Source organism: Feifania hominis (genome assembly GCF_014384765.1).
Classification (GTDB): Bacteria; Bacillota; Clostridia; order Oscillospirales; family Feifaniaceae; genus Feifania; species Feifania hominis.
The window spans coordinates 172062-189509 of sequence record NZ_JACRSP010000002.1; the positions used below are offsets into that span (position 1 = coordinate 172062).

Here is a 17448-nt window from a genome sequence, read left to right on the forward strand (position 1 = left end):
AAAGGGGAATCAGATTTTCATGAGAAACCGTCTGCTCCAGTTTATGGCAGGTCGCTGCGGGCCTGATGGGTTCAACCAATTTCTCAGCATCGCGGCGCTGATATGTCTTGTCATCAATCTGTTTACCGGCAGCGTTACGCTCTACGTCATCGCCCTGGCCCTACTCGTCTACTCTCTCTACCGGATGTTCAGCCGGAACCTCGCGCGCCGCTACCAGGAGAATATGGCTTACTACCGGCTGCGAAACCGGATCACCGGATGGTTTAAGGGCTTCGCCGAGCGCTTTCGCCAGCGCCGGACGCATCGCTTCTACCGCTGCCCCAGCTGCCGCTGCCGCGTACGCGTGCCAAAGGGAGTCGGCAAAATCGCCATCACCTGTCCCAGCTGCCACAGAGAGTTCATCAAAAAAGCATAGAGCTTACACGGCGCGCCTTTCAAAGAGCGCGAAAAAAGAGGCCCAATCGGGGCCTCTTTTTTTACGGCTCATTTGGAAACTGCAGATGAAAATCTCTGAGCATGTCATTCTCATTGATTCTGAGCACCTGACACAGGCAGGCCAGCTCATAATCCGTGACAATTCTGCGGTTGTTTTCGATACGGCTGATCATCTGCTGGTCGATGTTGATGTCATAGGTCTGCATACGCGCCGCAAGCTCTGTCTGGGTCAGACCAAGCTCTTTTCGAAAGTATCGCAGCCTCTTGGAAATGATATTTTTGTTTTCATTGAATTCGATCTTCTTCATACGCCCACACTAAAGTAACGTTTTTTCTTGACTTTAGCATAGTATTTCCACGATTTTACGTCACATTAGCTTAACGTTGTTTTTAGGCGCATTTTTCTTGAAATTCAGCGGTTTGCAGCGGTCGTTTTTCCGTGATCCTCAAGCCACCGCCGGGCGCAGTGGGCCAGAATTGCCGCGCCGAAAGGCAGCACATTCTCATCAAAGCGCACATGGGAGTTGTGGCTCGGATACCGCTTTCCACTCTCATCCGCCTGCCCCGCCGGCAAAAAGAGATAGCAGCCTGGAACCTCATCTGTCACGAGCGCGAAATCCTCGGAGCCCGACGTTCTCTCCCCGCCTGCCAGAGTGACGCCGGGGACAGGCAATTCGCCAATGAAGCGAAGTATATCCGCCGTCAGGCCTTTTTCGCAGATCAGGGGAGGCACCTCGGAGAGCATCTCCACTTCCGCCTCGGCGCCGAAGAGCGCAGCGCAGCCCTGCGCCACTTCGCGCATACGCCGCACGAGATGCCCGCGCGCGGCCTCATCCACCGTGCGGATGGTTCCCTCGAGAACCGCACTGTCGGGCAGAATGTTCGCAGCAGAGCCCGCATGGAACTGCCCCACCGTGAGCACACAGCGGCCGTCCGGGCCGACCTCACGCGCGATGAGCGACTGCAGAGCCAGATGCAAATGCGCGCCGACGTTGATCGGGTCGATTCCCATCTGCGGCGTCGACCCGTGGGAGGCGCGGCCGGAAATGGTGATGCGAAAACCGTCGCACGACGCCATCAGCGCCGTCTCATCGTTGTAGCAGACCATGCCGACAGGTCCGTCCGCCCCGACGTGGAGCCCGAACGCCGCGTCGACATGCGGGTCTTCCAGCACGCCGGCGCGCAGCATGGCCCCGGCTCCCTTGAAGATCTCCTCACCCGGCTGAAACATCAACTTGACCGTACCGCAGAGCTGAGTCTCGCGCTCTTTGAGAAGCTTTGCCGCGCCGAGCAGCATGGTGGTGTGCAAATCGTGACCGCAGGCGTGCATCGCACCGTTTTCAGACGCAAACGGCAGACCGGTCTGCTCGCAGATCGGCAGCGCGTCCATATCTGCGCGCAGCAAAATGACCGGCGCACCGCTGCCCACTGTCGCGACAATCCCGCTCTCACAGATCTCTTGGGGCTCATACCCGAGCGAGCGCAGCCGCTGCATGACAAGGGCGGTCGTACGGGGCAGCTTGAGGCCGACTTCCGGGTTTCGGTGAAGCTCGCGGCGCAGCTCGCTCAGCTCCGGCAGCAGCGCGAGCGCTCTCTCATAATCGGACATATCGTTTCCTCCCATACCGTAAAGTTGCTCGAAGATAGTTTAACACAGTACCCTGTCTTTTACCATGTTGTTTGCTCACATAACTCGAGATTCGTTTTGCCAAAAAATATATTTCAAATTGAGGCCTGTTTTATTTGTTCTTGACTCGAAAATCTCTTGGCGAACACCCCGTCTTCTCCTTGAAAAGCTTTCCGAAATGACTTTGAGACTGAAAGCCCACGGCCTGTGATATTTCACCAATTGAAAGAGACGTGCCCCTCAGGAGGTCAGCGGCTTTTTGCAAGCGATATTCCAGCAAGTAGTGCCAGGGTGTGTCTTGAATGGACAGTTTGAAACATCGCAGGCACTCTGACTTGCTCACTCCGGCACTTCCAGCAAGATCGTCCAGTGTGAAGTCCTGGGCATAGTTCTCCTGAATATAGCGTAAAAAGATCTGCATTCGGTTTACAGTGAGGTCATGAGTTGGTACGACAGAAACCGAAATATTCTTTGCCAGTTCCAGCCACAGTGCGGCCAGCAGGGTCAAAACTTCATACTCATAACAAGTACAGGAAATTGGGGTGATATTGGACAATTGTTTCAAAATCTCCAAAATATTTTTTTGCCAGGGAATTACCGGTTCAAATCGGATACAAGTGATCTGTGTGCAGTCTGCTATTTGTTTCACATACTTTGACGCCGGACAACCGGGATAAAAAGATACCAGTCGTTCCGGAAACAAAAAGCTCTTATAGCGACAATCCGGTGAAGCCGAGATAAGGTGAACAACACTTTTGTTGAGAAATACACCATATTCGGATGGAACTATTTTGGTCTGGTCCAAGGTGTGCAGATATACCTCTCCGGTCAGCACATAAATAAATTGAAAGTCCTCATGCCAGTGCATGGTTTGAAAGCCCGGTGATTTTGGAATACTTTTTCCCTTTTCGATCGTCATGCACAAATAGGGAAAGTCACTGTCGCCGTTCAAATTGACCGAATTGAGGTAATCGCTCGTCATTTTACCACACCTTTGCGATATAATGATAATTTTTGCAGATATAACGATAGAAATAAAGAGAAAAATCATGATATTATTATAAATATTAGAGTGTATAAGATCAAGGGAGGTTAGGAATATAGCATTTTTTCAATATGGCGAGGCCGAGATAAAATATCTGAAAAGCCGAGATAAGCGACTGGCCGCTGTCATCGAGCGGATCGGCTCTATTCAGCGTAGAGTGGATGACGATTTGTTTTCCTCTGTTGTCCACCACATTCTGGGCCAGCAGATCTCAACCAAAGCCCAACAGACTATTTGGGCAAAGCTAGAAAACGAACTGAACACTGTCACGCCAGATATCCTCTTGACGTGTGGTCGGGAACGATTACAGTCATTTGGCACCACATGGAAAAAGGTGGACTATATTCTGGACTTTGCCCAAAAAGTGCGCTCTGGCGAGTTTGATATTGAGGCGCTGAATGCAATACCGGACAATAAAGCCATCGCTTCCCTGGCCTCTCTGAAAGGCATCGGTGTTTGGACGGCAGAGATGATTTTGCTTTTCTGTCTTCAACGGCCGAACATCTTCAGTTACGGCGATTTGGCCATTCAGCGGGGCGTACGGATGGTGTACCGCCACAAGGATCTGCCCAGGGAGCGGTTTGAACGTTACCGCAGGAGGTTCAGTCCCTATTGCAGCACAGCCAGCCTTTACTTTTGGGCTGTGGCCGGAGGAGCTATCCCAGAGCTGAGCGATCCGGCTGCGAAGAAATAAGAGGTACCTATGACAAGAGAGGAAATGGTAATGGCCTGCCAAAGGCGGGATAAACGCTGTGTTGGTAAATTTTATCTCGCCGTAAAAAGCACAAAAATTGTCTGCCATCCGGGTTGTTCTTCCAAAGTCCCTTTGGAAAAGAACATGGTCTTTTATGACACGTTAGAGGCAGCACTGGCAGATGGATATCGCCCTTGTAAACGCTGTATGAAAGAAATGTGGAGGTAACGAAAAATGGAAATTGTGATCGTTCTGTTTGAAGTGACCGTCAAGGACGGTAAAATGGAAGACTACCTGGAGATGGCGGCAGGGCTGAAAGATGCGCTGTCCCATGCGAAGGGCTTCATTCGCTCCGAGCGGTTTTCCTCTTTGGCAGCGGAGGATAAGCTGCTGAGTATATCCGTGTGGGAAGACGAGGACAGCGTGGCGCAGTGGCGCAATCTAATGGCTCATCGGACGTGTCAGAAGCACGGACGCATGGAGAATTTTGCCGACTATACTATTACTGTTGTCACCCCTGTGCGGTGTTATACCATGACCCAGCGGCAGGACGCTCCGGCGGACTCCAACCGTTTTTTGGGGGTGTGAGTATGCAGTACACAGCTACGTATCAATCTCCGCTTGGAGCCATCACTTTGGCCGCTGATGGCGAGGCTCTCACCGGACTGTGGTTTGAGGGTCAGAAATACTATGCACTCTATCTGGACAAGGAGCATGAAGAAAAAGATCTGCCTGTGTTCCAACAGGCCAGGGAATGGCTGAATGTCTATTTTTCTGGCAGGTCTCCAGATTTCACTCCACCCTTGCACTTCACTGGCTCAGCCTTTCAAAACGAGGTTTGGGCTATTTTAGCTGCCATACCCTACGGCAGGACCCGTACCTATGGTGACATCGCCCAAGAGCTGGCACAGAAGCGAGGATTACCCAGAATGTCCGCTCAGGCAGTAGGCGGCGCTGTTGGCAAAAATGAGATTTCTATCATCGTCCCCTGCCATCGGGTAATTGGTTCTAACGGCAGTTTGACGGGGTATGCCGGTGGGATCAGCAAAAAGATCGCACTGCTAAAACTGGAGGGAGCTTTCAAGGAGGAATACTTTGTCCCCAAGTACTCCACAGCGCCATGAACAGCATGACAAACAAAGCCCTGGTTTCCCTGGTTAGACAAACCATACAAAATCATTAAAAGCGCTCACATTGAAATTATTATTTCAAGAAACTACACAGCAAAAAAGCCTGTAAACACTTGTGTTTACAGGCTTTTTTGCTGTCTCAATGCGGTAAATAGGCTATTTTGAAAGACCGTTCTCTCACCAAATCACGACTCCCGCATAGGTCGTGATTTGGAAAGGAGGAGCGACAAAACGAGTGAGAGATGACGTTTGACTTGAAAAAGAAAACGTCGTCGCGAACGATATGACGTCCGCGACGACGTGCCCGCATGCGACAAATAGGCTTTTTTATCAAAAGCCTTGTGCCACAATGGGTTTAGGATTTTTCATCCGTTGAATCCCCAATTCCCTCGATCATTTGAATGACAACCTGATTGAGCTGTGCGGCATTTTTCTCAGTTATAACGGGCACGCCGGTTTGCGCTTCTACTGCTTTGCGTGCATCACCCGCGACCTTACCTCCGGCGCGGGCTACTTCGATATTATCTTGGAAAGATTCAGGTGCCTTCTGTCTCGAAATTTCTGTCGTGGTAGCTTCGGCCAGCATATTCAGCACCAGCTCCAGCGTGGTCATATTATCACGGAGGTTTTCTTTTTTCAAGCCTTTCAGTCGGCTTATATTGACGGGTACTCATTCCGGACCACGCACGGGAGATTTCGTCGGTCAGAATAGCGTATTCAGCGCCTTTTTTCACACCACGGTTGTCCCATTCATCGGTGAGTTCTTTGCGAACCTGAATAGCTTGCAAACGCTGGTTGATCCACTCACGAGTATAGCCCTTGCGCAAGTAGGTTTCCAAGGCGCGATCAATGGTCAATTCCGGATCAATAGTCTCCTCAATCCGCTCCCGGCCCACCTGAGCCAGCCAACGCTTGAAGGGCTCGGCTTTGGGAGAAGGAATGGATTGGATGATGCGCAGAAGCTGCTCGGTATCTGCGACATCGGTCAATCGTTTTTTTCCGTCAGCGGCAGTCATTTTCAACTGGTTACACGATGTAACCGGTTCAAACCCTTCATCGGCCAAACGTTTTTTTGTGACCTTCCAATAATTTCGAGCGGCCTGATAATCTGGCTGGTCGGTCAATACCGCTACCACATCGACAACGGAAAAGTACCATTCTTCCTTTTCCACATCCCATGCGGTGCGAATACGTTTATTTTCAAAAAGCTGAACTTTATCATTTTGATTCATGGCGGCACCTCCACCGACATCTTATTTTTGCTTATATCACGGAGATAGGAGTTGTGGATTGGTCCCCAGATGCCCACAACTCCACAGTGTTCCGGTTGCGCAGCGCAAATGCGCTGCATCCGCCTGTTTTCTAAACCCGTCGAATTTGACGGGTTTAGATTCCGTACTGCTCAATTGCCCCCATAGAGCCGCTCGAGATAACAGCGATTTCAGTGCCTTTGGCATGAATGCTTTCCTTAAATGTTTTACCTGCAGCCATTTCCTCACCCTTCTAAACCTTGACCGGCTCATCTGTCTGGCATCCAAACATGTCCGCACGTTATGCTGAATTCAAATGCACTCCCACCACACGCTTATTTAAACTTCATTCCGTGGCCATGCTGCTCTGGAGCATGTTCCTTCTTTTCCTGAGCGGCTTCCCAGGTTTCCTTGCTTATGATCGGGGTGTGCTCCAAATGGCGGATGGCCGGAGCGGCAGCTCGCAGGGCTTTCTGCATATAAGAAAAGTGATTATAATCATCCCAGATGTGGGGGCTGACACCCGACCGGAAGTTGGGATTATCAGTCTGCTTTATGCCCAGAAGATCCGAGAAGAGAAGACTGAGCTTATCCACAGTCCCCTCATTTCGGTTAAGGATCGTCACCAAAATGCGGTCATACTGGTTGGACATCTGGCCAGTAATGAATTGGAGCTTCGCCCGATTCATCTCGTCCAGCCGTACATAGCAGGCTCGACCCGCATAGGCGGCATCAGGGTAGACCGGTTCCACGATTTTCCGCAGTTCCTGCTCATAAAATGTCATGCCAGCCACCTTAGATCCCTACGATGTTCCAGATGTAGTTGGGGGCCAGCAGGACAAAGATGAGGCAGACAAACAGGATTGCGGGGCCGGTCCATTCAAACTGTCCGTGCTTCCGGTAATCGAAATAGCACATCGCCAGTTTGACGAAGAAAGCGATGGCGAGGATCATGCTCAGTGCGGGAAATACCACGCTGTCCACCACCGTCTTGATCTGTCCCGCGGCGTCGGTCCATGTCTGCTCCACCGCGCCCGCCACATCGCCGCCTGCGGCCAGAGCGGGTACGCACAGAAGCATTGCAGCGAGACAGATCACCAGCAGAATGCGAATATACTTTTTGCGTTTCACAGTTATAGTTCCTCCATTTTTACAGCATTTTTAAGGTCATTCCATGTTCCTGAAACCCGTGTTCCAGTGTTTCTTCCAGCTTGGGAAAAAATGGCGGAGGGCTGTCCAGATATCCGTCGCGCATCAGCTGGCCGAGTGTCCCGACATCAGCGCCCTGTTTGATCTGCTCCGCAGCCTCCTCCATTTCGTAGGGGTAGAGGCAGAGCCCTTCCTCGGCCAGCCTGTACAGCTTTCCGGCAATTTCCTTCCCGTGGTTTTCCTTTGCCCGGACAAGCCCTGCCATTAAGGTGTCATACCAACGGGAGACGGCTGTGGCGGCGGGTTCCTCGATGAAGTCCACATACTGCTCCGCCTCTACACGCTCCCGCGCAAACTCCACCCACATATCTATCGCTTTGCCCTCTATCTGCGGGAAAAATGTGATAGCTGCGGAGCGGAAGTGGGCCTCATCCAGCAGGCTCCCATCAGACAGGTACTGCTTTAGGTATCCGGCGCTCCATGCCGTCATATTTCGGCTGCTGCGCTCCTGACCATGCGGTGTGCGGCTCTCGCCGACCATGCACTTCATCCGGGAATCATAGCACGGAGCAAACTGCAGGTGGTTCGCCGCCGCGGTCTGCCCATACTGAAAGCACTCTTTTTCTTCTCTGGTCATAGATGATCTCCTAACAAAGCAGGCAGGGCCGCTCCAAATGGAGCGGCCCTGCGGTGTGATATTACTGTATTGCTGCTTAATAGCCGGTGCGGGGCAGCGGCTGAGAGGGCTTGTAGATGGTGGTCACCCATCGGGAAACCGCCATGATCCACTGGCCGTTATAGACGCCGCCCGCATCCGCCGTATTGGTGAATTTGGTACCGCCTGCAAGCCAGGACACCACATTGCAGTAGACTTTGGGGGCCTCCACCTGCCGGAAGCCGCTGGGCACCACGCCGAAGGAGGTCATAAACTCGGTGACATACTCGTTGGCGGCAAGGCCCAGCGCTGCGGGAGAGGCGTCAAGCACATAGTTCTGCTGGGTACTCAGATTATCCGCCAGGGTGCGCCAGTTCTCACCGCTGAGGTTGGTCCGGTAGACCACCTTGTAGTTTCCGGGGGTGTTCCAGGTGCCGGTGACCAGCTTGTCCAGCCGGACCGCCTGGGTGGGCAGGGTATCCCGCCAGAAGAAGGAGGTCAGGGCCGTGGTGGAGTTGTTGGCGATGCCGCTGAGATCGTAGCGGATACTTTGTCCAGGCATAACCTCCACATAGCCGGTTTTCTTGATGCTCACATTGGTATAGAGGCTCTTGTTGGTCATGGCCGCTTTCACGATCTGGCCGGCAAACTCGATTTCCACCTCGATAGGCGTCTTATCCAGGGCGTAAAAGTCTGCGGCTTTGGACTCTACAATTTTATACCGCGCCAAGGGAAGGGGCTTGGAAACCGCAATGCCATTCCTATCCGTTTTGATCGTATCCACCAGTCTGCCGCTCCGGGCGTTGTAGACCTCAAAAACCGTGTTGGGAATGGGGGTGCCGGCAGCCCAGCCATTCATGGAGTTATAGTCCGCGGAAGTCTTGGTGAGCTGAATCTGGCCGGTGATGGGGGTATTCTTCCAGGTGATTTCCGTGGTTTCACCGGCCTTCACATACACGGTCTTGAGCTGCGTGTCGGGAATGTAGCCCTCATTCTCGAGTTCCCGCAGATAGTAGCGTCCACTTTCAGTCAGGTCGTCAATATGGACATACCGAAATACCACTGGTTGCCTTTTTTGACCTGGTGCATTTTGGGATTGCGTTCCTTCTTCTCGTTCTTTGTGGAGCTGGGTGCTGCAATGAGACTGACATCGACAATAGTGCCGCCGCGGTAAATGAGCCCGGCCTCGTCGAAAGCGGCTTTCAGCGCATTGAATAGCTTTTTGCCAATCTTGTTTTCCAACAGAAGGATATGTCGATTTCTTCAATAACCATCGTCCAGCCGCCGCCTTAGGCTACAAAAGCCCAGTTCAGTATAAAACCGAACTGGGCTTCTGATAGTATCTCTTTTTATTGTCTACTTTTGCTTGACAGATTCAGCGGCAATGGGGGATGCCGCCTGTCTTTTTTACTGCACAGAACGACTTCGTTTAAAATAGGAGCCATCTGCTGTGGTGCATAAGATCAAATATTCATGTTTTTATCCAATGCTTATCCAGTTCGAATCTCAGTCAATATCAAAAAATAAACAATAAATAGTCAGGGGGGGACAGGGGCGGCCCGCCCCCCTCGTAGATCTGGAAGAATGCTACCCCCGTTTACTTGCCCATAAATCTCCAAAGGAATGTCACAATCTGGGCGCGGGTGCAATTCTGAGTCGGGCTGAAGGTGGTTTGGCTGGTACCGCTGGTGATGTCATTTTCAACAGCCCACGCCACGGCGTTATAGTAGTACATACCATGCTTCACATCCATAAACGGGGTAGCAGCTTGAATCACTTCAGAACCAGAAGCACGCCACAGGAAGGTGACAGTCTGGGCCCGGGTCACGGTGGCGTTGGGACTGAAAGTGGTTGCAGTGGTTCCGGAGGTGATGCCCTGCTCCACGGCCCACAGAACCGCGTGGTAGTAGTAAGCGGTCTTGGGGACGTCGTCAAACGGCATCTCGCTGCCCATGGGCGCGGGGGACCCGGCGGCACGCCACAGGAAGGTCACCGTCTGCGCGCGGGTGCAACTGTCGTCGGGGCTGAAGGTGGTGGCGCTGGTGCCGGTGGTGACCCCCTCGCGCACGGCCCAGAGCACCGCTTCGGTGAAGTAGGCGTCGTCGGGAACGTCCACAAACGGATTCTGCGGCTTGACCTCGACCTGGGCAAAGGCGGCCTTTACCGTAACCTTCGACGCGGGCATGGTAAAGATAAACGCGCCGTTTTGTTCGGTCAGCTTCACTTTGACGCCCTTCTCGTCGGTCACGGTCAGCACATCCAGCTCATAGCCCTTGTCAGCCACAACGATCAGGGTCACGGTTTCACCCTCGGAAGCGCTGCTATGGTTTGCGGTCACTTCGCCGTTTTGGGAATCATCAACTATGACGGTATAGGTGGGGGCCACGGCTCCGCCGCCGCCCGTGCCGCTGCTTCCGGCGCGCTCAAAGGTGGCCGAAACCTCAACATCGGCGTCGGGCATGATGAAGCTGCGTTCGGTGGAAATGCTCAGTTTCTCTACGTTCTCGCCGTCCATGTAGGTGGCGGTAAGCTTGTTCAGCCGGTAGTTGTTGTCCGGCGTCACGGTGATGACCACGGCATCGCCGGCCGCCGCGATTTTCGGCGCGGCGGAGACCGTGCCGTTTACCGCCTCAAGCGCGGTCACCGCATGCAGCTTTTTCGTCCGCGCCCCTACGGTGAGATTGTCTCCGAGGGCGTAAACCGTGCAGGTCTTGCTGCCGTCTTGGTTGTCCACAATGCGGTCGAAGCTGTCCCCTTCGGCGGTGACCTCCGCCAGCCGGTAGCCGGCCATCGCCCTGACGGTGAACACAAGCGTCTCGCCCTGAAGCACCTTGTCGCCGCTCTTGCGCACGTCGTTCTCGTTGTCCCACGTGACCGTCCAGGACTCGCCGTCCACAGCCGTGACATCGTAGGAAACCACTTTCTGGAACTCCACCGTGATGTCTACGACCTCTTCATTTCCACTGAGGGCGTCGATGGTGAGCACATCGCCCTGGTAGACTGCCGTAGGATCCTTTGCGTTGGCAACCGCCACATCGTCAATTTTCCATTCCTTGACCATCCATCCAGCAGCAGGCTCGCTTGTAATCACCACGGTGGAGCCGCCGCCTACATCGGTCTTTCCGGATGCAAAGGGAACGGTGTCGGTCGTCGCGGACCGAATGGTGCCGCCCTCTCCCGCGCCGTAATTGCCCACGACGCTGTAATGGACGGTGTAATAGCTCTGGGGAACAAAGTCAATGTCAAAAACAACATCATCCATGATGCTTTCAAATCGCTTCGTCTTGCTGTGGTCGCTGTCGTAGACCGTTCCGTTCACCGTCCACTTGCCGACCATGTAGCTTGCCTTGGGCTCGGCAAAAATCACCACGGTGTCGCCGTCATAGGCGTCGATGCTTCCTCCGGTGTATTCGCCCGCGGCCTGCTCGGTTCCGTTCTTGTCGAGCACCTGATAGCGGACTTCGCCCTCCAGCGCGTTGAAGGTGCCGCTGACGGTGCGGGCGTTGGCCCGTTTGAATACCGCCTCAACCGCGGTGTCGGCGCTGAGCTTCAGAATGTTGTATACCGCGCCGCTGTCGTCCGCGGCCATGCCGTCCACCTTCCAGTAATCAAAGACGTAGCCGTAATCGGGCTGGGCCGTCAGCGTGATCGCCGTGGCGCCCGGCACCCCGGAAATCGTCTTTGACCCTTCTTCCGAGGTCACGGTGTCCGTCGTATCGCCGTAGACGACGGTGACGGTGCCCTTTCCGGTGGAAAGGCTCAGGTCGTAATGACCCAGCTCCGCCAGCGTGCTCACCTCGGTGTTCTTCAGCAGGGTAAAGGTATAGCGACTCCCTGTGTAGGGCAGGTATTCGAGGTTGTCCTCCCCGGCCTCGGCCTCCGGGTCGTAGTCCGGGTTGGGGGTTTCGGTGCAGAGAACGGCGCCGTCGACCTTCCAGCGCGCGTCGGCTGCGATCTCGTAGCCCGGCGCCGCCTCAACCGTCACCTCTGTGTCGCCTGGTATTCTTGCGCCGGAAGCTACATAACGGGTGATAGGCTCGGTTGCCGCATTATCGTCATGATCCCATGTGTAGCTCGCGCGGAGGTTGTCAGCAAGGGTGAGCACATAGCTGTCCCGGACAAAAACAGGGTAAAGGTCCGCATTTCTCTTTGGCATGGTGATGGTAACTTCATCACCATCGTAACGCGTGTTACTGCCGCCTACCACAAATTCCCAGTGGCTGAAATGGTAGCCCTCAGCGGCTATCGCCTTGAATGTCAATTCTGCACCCGGGGTGGTTGTAGCGCCGTTGGCAAAGCTATTCGGCATGACCACCGAGCCGGCGTCTGGTGTGCGGTTGGTTACAGTAAGCTTGTGCTGCTCCACCTCAAATTCCAGCGCTACATGCAGCGGTTCCGAGAGCATGGTGCAGGACAGAGTCGGGTTGCTACCGTTCTCCGCGGCAGGTTCGTTATCGCCGCGTTTTACCGTCCAGCTCTTGATCTGATACCCTTCATATGGCTTTGCCAGGAAGAGCAGCGACGTGCCGTTGCTGAATGTAACGCCGGGAGCAGTCAATTGTTCCTGTGCGACTGCCTCTGGGGAAATCAATTCGATGGTACCTGCCGGGTTGCCGTTGACCGTGCCGACTTCCGCAGTCACAGGAAACTGCTTGCCGGTGACGATATAGGTGGCCGGCTCGAAGGTCACCAGATAGTTGCCGCCGTAGGTGATGCCGCCGACGACGTACTTCTGGCCGTTTTTGGATGTGGGGGTGTCCCCGTATTTGTTTTCGCCTTCGATTTGCACCACATTGTTCGGGTTGACTTCTCCGGTTACCGTGTAGCTGCCCGGCAGCGTCGACTGGTCCAGGCCGACGTCACGGCCGCCGGTGTTGTAGACGTGCATGGACACGAAATCGGTGTGCCCGGCAACCGCGGCGCTCAGCGCGTCGCCGTAGACAAGGCCGTTCGCCTCTTTTACATAAAGCTCCGGCATGTTGTCTTCGACTTCATACTGCGGGACGGTCCGCCCGCCTCTTACGCCCACGGTGATGTGGCGGGGTGTTACGGAGAACCTGGTCTGATAGGTAACACCGCCGTAACTGACATCCAGACGATAGTCTCTCGCCGGGGTCTCGGCATACCATGCCCAGCCATAATCGTAGTTGCCGCCGTTATAATGGCCGGAGCCGCTTCCGTACCAGCTGACTCCGTTGCCCCCCAGACGGTATAGTCTGGCGGTGCAGCTTGCACCGAAGCTGCCGCTGTCCTTGACGTGCGTCTCGGTGCCATCGGTGTCTATCACCGTCTGTGTGACACCGTCACCGGACTTGGTGTATTGAATCAGCTTGTAGGACCAGCCGTCGCCGTAGACGACGGCGTCGGTTTCATTCCCTTTATTGTCATAGATTGCCAGGCGATAGCCGGTATCTCCGCACAGAATTTCCCTGCTGCCCAAATCAAGGGGCAGGAATACCCGGCTTCCGTTGTAGGTAGCAGCAATCCGGTAAACACCGGAATCCAACTGGGAGGTCATTTCCGCTGTCAGGTTTGCAGTCGCTGTTTTTCCCTGTGCCGTCAGCGCCACATTGTAGGAGCGGAAATAATTGAGGCCCGTGATTTCAAAGGTGACGGTGCCCGTAGGTGCCACATTGTGAGAGCTTGCGGTGCTCTCAATGGAAACGCTGGCATGCGGCTTGCCATTATGATCCACATCGGCGCTCAGCGCAGTGACTACCTTGGCGCTGCGCATACTGTAAACAGCGTCGAAGGTATCCGTATAGGCGGATATCAGGTATTCCTCACCGCGCGCCTCATCCCAGTAGATCACATTGACGCGGCAGCGGTAAGCACCCGCCGTGCTGTAGCCGGAGGAGCGGAAGGTATAGGCGGGGGACGTCTTACCCGGGACATCTGTCCATTTCCCGTTTACCAGCATCTTCCATTGATAGTTGATACCCTGCGGATAGTCGCCAGGGTTAGCCACCTGAACGGTGACAGTCTCCTGAGAATCGGGATAAAGGGAGACCTGTCCATTTTCATCCAACCCGGAGAGGCTCAGTTCGGGATAACCTACATCTGTCTTGGTGCGGGCAATCAGCACTTCTCCCTTGATGCTGTTGTTGGGGGCGTAGCCGCGAACGGCTTGAATCTGGTAATAGTAGTCCGTGTACGGGCTCAGGTTCGTGTCCGCGTAGCTGAACTGCCAGGTGCCGTCGCCCTGCGGCACGCCCTTGTCAAACGGCACAAAGGCCAGGTCATAGCTGCCGGTGCCGTCGGGGAACTCGTAATAGCGGTAAATCTGGAACCCGGCGATGCTCTTGTCGTAGCTCCAGGTGAGGACCACGGTGTCGTCGGTGGTGTGTTCCACATCCTGCGCAAAATCCGTGGGCAGGCAGGGCGGCATTTCCACATCCGTGACCAGATAGTTGACCACGGGGATGCTCTTCCAGCCCTTGCCGTCATAGTAATCCTGTTCGTAGGCAAAGAGCTTCCAGCTCAGCCCATAGCCGAATTCCTCGGCCTCGGCAGGCATATTCTGCATGGATGCGGTGTAGGTGCTGCCCTCGGTGGTGGTCATGACATAGCCCGCGCCGCCTTCGACACCGGCCTTGACACCTACCACCACGCCACCGGCGCCTGCACCGGCGCTGGTCTCAAGCTCCACCGAGCCGCTGAAGCTGTGGCTTTCCTCGGTGCTCATGTCAATGGATTGGGTCACCGCTATGCCGCCGCCGGTTCCGCTGTACCCTACTGCGGCATAGTCGTCATCCCAGACCAGAGCGTTCTTATAGCCCTCGGCGCTCGTTGGATAGGTGGTGGGATCTCCCAGCGTGTGGGTGAGAATATTGCCCGCGATTTGAGGCAACTCCGCATAATCCCTGGCGATATCCTCGTACTTGTCCAGCTCCATGACCTGCTGGGCTGCAGTATGCGGCGAAGTAATGGTCATGACTTGGCGATCGTAGCCGCCATTGCCATTCGGAGTATAGGCGTCATAAACATATACTACCACGGGGATGGAATAGAGCACCACGGCGTCGGAGCCTACGGCGGTGGAATATTCAATGGACTGCTCCAAGGTGGAGGTCTTCTCAAACTCATAGGTAAAGGCGGCTTTCAGCTCCAAGCTGGCTTCTACGGACGCCACGGTAATACCGAAGACCTTAATATCCTGTTCGAAAGAGACATAGGTGCCTGCGGATATGGACGTCGCTGCGGTTACGCCGTCGCCGCTGCTCTTTGTTTTGGCATAGGAAGTAGTTGACTCGGCGTAATTGCCGGAGAGGTCGTCCCGATTCAACAAATCCTCAAAGTAAGGTGCCGATGCCAGCACCGCCAGCACTTCAGGGTTTGAGTAAGTAAAATAGTGGTTGCCTGTATATTTCAGATAAGCAGTATCCTTGTCCGTATTGGGAAAGTCGAAGGAAGAGCTGGTGTTGACCTTCTTGTGCTTGATAAAAGATGTTTTGTCATACTGTACGCCGGGGGAAGACGCGTCTTCACTTACGGCGTCGCCCTCCTGGCCGGCTTCGGCTTTTACCTTCGCCTCCGTGCCCGCCATGACGAAATACGTCTCTCCGCTGATGCCATAGCCGGTTTGTGTGCTCAGGTCAAAGGACTGACTGTAGACTTGTTCCAGATAGTCAGGTAGCAAGTCTTTCAAAGTGAGACTCACGGGGATAAAATGCTGCATGGTGCCCAAAGCATCATAGCCTAAGCCAAAGATATCGGCAGAGGCGGCGCCGTACTCCGTGTAAAAGCGGCGGCTTAGCGAATCAGACCCCAAACTTACTGCATGTTGAAAATCATCCGTCTTATCCAATGCCGCCTTCAGCTCGAGGCCGGCATCGCCGTATTCGAAGTATAGGCTATCGAAATAGAGGGTGGCAGGCTCGGAAAGCCCATTGGAGATGACAGCTAAGTTGGCAACGGCCAGAGGAGAAGAATAGAAGATATCCTTGTCACTGCCGCTGCGATTCATGCAGGCATATTCGTAACCGCCCTGCTTATTCCTGGCAAAGAGGTCAAAGTTCTTGTCGGTTACAATGGTAAAGCCGCTGCCGTTAAACTTGTAGATGGCGGCATAGCGGGAGTAGATGTTGCCCGCCGCCAAGTCGTTCGCCGACTGGCCGCCCAGCACCAGGCTGTTGGTTCCGACCCCGGTAAGCTCGCCGAACGCAAAGGCTGCGCGGACGATGCTGTCGCCCTCTGAGCTGACCAGCGGGAAGTTGCGGTAGGAGCTCAGCATGTTATTCGTCCCGCCGAACAGGACGGCGGCGCGGCCGGAATCGTAGTTGTCGGTTCCGTAGTAGTAGCTGTACGTCAGGGCAAGGTCCTTGATGCCGTCCTCGTTGATGTCCCCTGCCAGCAGCGATACCATGTTGGGCACATATTTTTTCGAGGCGCCCATCTTGGTGATGTCGTAGTTCCAGGCGATCGTCCAGTTGCCCTCGACATCCTGATACGCGGTGTCGCTCGCACCGGTCTTTTGCTGGTACTGGTAGACCTCGATGCGGGGCGCGGCGCTGTCGGGAATGTAGACGGCGATTTCGTCGATTCCGTTGCCGTCAAAGTCGCCGACGGCCATTTGCAGGTAGTTCTGCGCCTGATAGGTGTAGCCGGCCCTGTCCTCCGGGTTTCCGAAGGAGCTGAAGTCCGCAACCAGCGTCTTGGCGCGGGCGGTGCCGCTCTTGCCGTCGTAGGCGTCCAGAACCTGCAGCTGAAGGCTGCCGGGCATGCCGTCTTCGCTGCGCTTGAGCGAAAGAAGGGCATACTGCTTTTCCAGGCCCTCGGTGTTGCCGTCAAAGTTGCCCGCCGCCACGGCGGTGGCCACAAAGCCGCCGGCCGTGTTCTTCAGCACGGCACCTTCAACCAGCACGCCGTCACCGGCGGCAATCGCGGTGTTGGCAACGGCCTGGCTCCTTGCGGCGGCATTGACCTTGGAGTGGCCGTCGGCCATGAACTCGACGTAGGTGCCCAGCGCCTTGTCGGCATGGCCGTTGAGAGTCGCCTTCAGGTCGAAATAGGTGCTTTCGGCCCCCTCTTCGCCCGTCAGCTTTTGCTCGGTCATGAGCAAAAGCTCGGCGACCGGGTTGACGGTGGTAACGTCTTTGCCGTACGGGTTGGACGTGTCGTTGGCGTCATACCCTTCCGGCGCCACGCTTGTGTCAATGCCGATTGCCTCAAGGGCATTCATTTCCGACACATCCGCAGCCCCGCCGCCGGGCGCCGCAAGAATGTTCATCGGCAAAAGACCCAGCAGCATGCAGGCGATCAGCAGCTTTGCTGTCAGTTTTTTTACGCTCATACAGAAGTCTCCCCTACTTACAAATTTTCTTGTCCTCTTTTTTACTATAATCTGAAAAGCATGGAACTGATATCCTACTCGGCATACGAATCGGTTGGCACTACGGTAGTTAGAAGCCACAGCCATGCAATGGATTCAGATAGATGCTCAGTCACATTTCCAACCGCATCG

Annotated in this window: 14 protein-coding genes and 2 pseudogenes; 6 read left to right on the forward strand and 10 right to left on the reverse strand. The window is 54.7% G+C overall.

Going from position 1 to position 17448, the window contains the following annotated elements:
- Positions 1 to 19 precede the first annotated feature (19 nt).
- Positions 20 to 415, forward strand: coding sequence for a hypothetical protein (locus H8695_RS04325; RefSeq protein ID WP_249299659.1), 396 nt, complete (start codon positions 20 to 22; stop codon positions 413 to 415).
- A gap of 61 nt (positions 416 to 476) precedes the next feature.
- On the opposite strand, the gene H8695_RS04330 is transcribed toward H8695_RS04325, so the two are convergent.
- The 3 genes from H8695_RS04330 to H8695_RS04340 form a co-directional block, all read right to left on the reverse strand.
- Positions 477 to 743: a helix-turn-helix domain-containing protein gene (locus H8695_RS04330; RefSeq protein WP_249299660.1), complete on the reverse strand. Its 267-nt coding sequence runs from the start codon at positions 741 to 743 to the stop codon at positions 477 to 479.
- Between the two features lie 104 nt (positions 744 to 847).
- Entirely contained in the window at positions 848 to 2044 is a 1197-nt protein-coding gene (locus tag H8695_RS04335; protein ID WP_249299661.1) for a M20 metallopeptidase family protein, read from the reverse strand.
- 130 nt (positions 2045 to 2174) lie between these two features.
- Positions 2175 to 3044 (reverse strand): helix-turn-helix domain-containing protein, encoded by an 870-nt coding sequence (locus H8695_RS04340; protein ID WP_249299662.1) that lies wholly within the window; start codon positions 3042 to 3044, stop codon positions 2175 to 2177.
- A 220-nt stretch (positions 3045 to 3264) separates the two neighbouring features.
- Between H8695_RS04340 and H8695_RS04345 the strand changes: the two genes are divergently transcribed.
- Genes H8695_RS04345 through H8695_RS04360 form a run of 4 tightly spaced genes read left to right on the forward strand, consistent with a single transcriptional unit; the run spans position 3265 to position 4925 of the window.
- Positions 3265 to 3801, forward strand: a complete 537-nt coding sequence (locus H8695_RS04345) for a DNA-3-methyladenine glycosylase family protein (RefSeq protein WP_346726796.1) — start codon at positions 3265 to 3267, stop codon at positions 3799 to 3801.
- 9 nt (positions 3802 to 3810) lie between these two features.
- Complete coding sequence (locus H8695_RS04350; protein WP_249299663.1) at positions 3811 to 4029, forward strand: Ada metal-binding domain-containing protein; 219 nt, start codon at positions 3811 to 3813, stop codon at positions 4027 to 4029.
- 6 nt (positions 4030 to 4035) lie between these two features.
- A complete protein-coding gene (locus H8695_RS04355; protein WP_249299664.1) occupies positions 4036 to 4389 on the forward strand; it encodes an antibiotic biosynthesis monooxygenase family protein in 354 nt (117 codons plus the stop codon).
- Positions 4390 to 4391: 2 nt separating this feature from the next.
- Complete coding sequence (locus H8695_RS04360; protein WP_249299665.1) at positions 4392 to 4925, forward strand: methylated-DNA--[protein]-cysteine S-methyltransferase; 534 nt, start codon at positions 4392 to 4394, stop codon at positions 4923 to 4925.
- Between the two features lie 361 nt (positions 4926 to 5286).
- Here the strand turns inward: H8695_RS04360 and H8695_RS04365 are convergent.
- The 6 genes and pseudogenes from H8695_RS04365 to H8695_RS04390 all read right to left on the reverse strand — a co-directional run bounded on the left by H8695_RS04365 (position 5287) and on the right by H8695_RS04390 (position 9227).
- Positions 5287 to 6163 (reverse strand): annotated as a pseudogene (locus H8695_RS04365) (BRO-N domain-containing protein).
- 353 nt (positions 6164 to 6516) lie between these two features.
- Positions 6517 to 6966, reverse strand: a complete 450-nt coding sequence (locus H8695_RS04370; protein ID WP_249299666.1) for a recombinase family protein — start codon at positions 6964 to 6966, stop codon at positions 6517 to 6519.
- A 10-nt stretch (positions 6967 to 6976) separates the two neighbouring features.
- Entirely contained in the window at positions 6977 to 7312 is a 336-nt protein-coding gene (locus H8695_RS04375; RefSeq protein ID WP_249299667.1) for a DUF3852 family protein, read from the reverse strand.
- Positions 7313 to 7331: 19 nt separating this feature from the next.
- Entirely contained in the window at positions 7332 to 7967 is a 636-nt protein-coding gene (locus H8695_RS04380) for a hypothetical protein (protein ID WP_249299668.1), read from the reverse strand.
- Positions 7968 to 8043: 76 nt separating this feature from the next.
- A pseudogene (locus tag H8695_RS04385) lies at positions 8044 to 9036 on the reverse strand (MSCRAMM family protein); the annotation flags it as partial.
- Entirely contained in the window at positions 9015 to 9227 is a 213-nt protein-coding gene (locus H8695_RS04390) for a hypothetical protein (protein ID WP_249299669.1), read from the reverse strand. The gene H8695_RS04390 and the pseudogene H8695_RS04385, both read right to left, overlap by 22 nt.
- On the opposite strand from H8695_RS04390, the gene H8695_RS11700 reads away from it, so the two are divergent.
- Entirely contained in the window at positions 9200 to 9322 is a 123-nt protein-coding gene (locus H8695_RS11700) for an IS3 family transposase (RefSeq protein WP_430413288.1), read from the forward strand. The genes H8695_RS04390 and H8695_RS11700 overlap by 28 nt on opposite strands.
- Positions 9323 to 9582: 260 nt before the next feature.
- Here the strand turns inward: H8695_RS11700 and H8695_RS04395 are convergent, their stop codons facing one another.
- Positions 9583 to 17277 (reverse strand): InlB B-repeat-containing protein, encoded by a 7695-nt coding sequence (locus H8695_RS04395; RefSeq protein ID WP_249299670.1) that lies wholly within the window; start codon positions 17275 to 17277, stop codon positions 9583 to 9585.
- Positions 17278 to 17448: the final 171 nt, after the last annotated feature.

Bases quoted from the DNA above. Each gene is read 5' to 3' on its own strand.
- H8695_RS04325 (WP_249299659.1), top strand. From the start codon at position 20: ATGAGAAACCGTCTGCTCCAGTTTATGGCAGGTCGCTGCGGGCCTGAT.
- H8695_RS04330 (WP_249299660.1), bottom strand. From the start codon at position 743: ATGAAGAAGATCGAATTCAATGAAAACAAAAATATCATTTCCAAGAGG.
- H8695_RS04335 (WP_249299661.1), bottom strand. From the start codon at position 2,044: ATGTCCGATTATGAGAGAGCGCTCGCGCTGCTGCCGGAGCTGAGCGAG.
- H8695_RS04340 (WP_249299662.1), bottom strand. From the start codon at position 3,044: ATGACGAGCGATTACCTCAATTCGGTCAATTTGAACGGCGACAGTGAC.
- H8695_RS04350 (WP_249299663.1), top strand. From the start codon at position 3,811: ATGACAAGAGAGGAAATGGTAATGGCCTGCCAAAGGCGGGATAAACGC.
- H8695_RS04355 (WP_249299664.1), top strand. From the start codon at position 4,036: ATGGAAATTGTGATCGTTCTGTTTGAAGTGACCGTCAAGGACGGTAAA.
- H8695_RS04360 (WP_249299665.1), top strand. From the start codon at position 4,392: ATGCAGTACACAGCTACGTATCAATCTCCGCTTGGAGCCATCACTTTG.
- H8695_RS04370 (WP_249299666.1), bottom strand. From the start codon at position 6,966: ATGACATTTTATGAGCAGGAACTGCGGAAAATCGTGGAACCGGTCTAC.
- H8695_RS04380 (WP_249299668.1), bottom strand. From the start codon at position 7,967: ATGACCAGAGAAGAAAAAGAGTGCTTTCAGTATGGGCAGACCGCGGCG.
- H8695_RS04395 (WP_249299670.1), bottom strand. From the start codon at position 17,277: ATGAGCGTAAAAAAACTGACAGCAAAGCTGCTGATCGCCTGCATGCTG.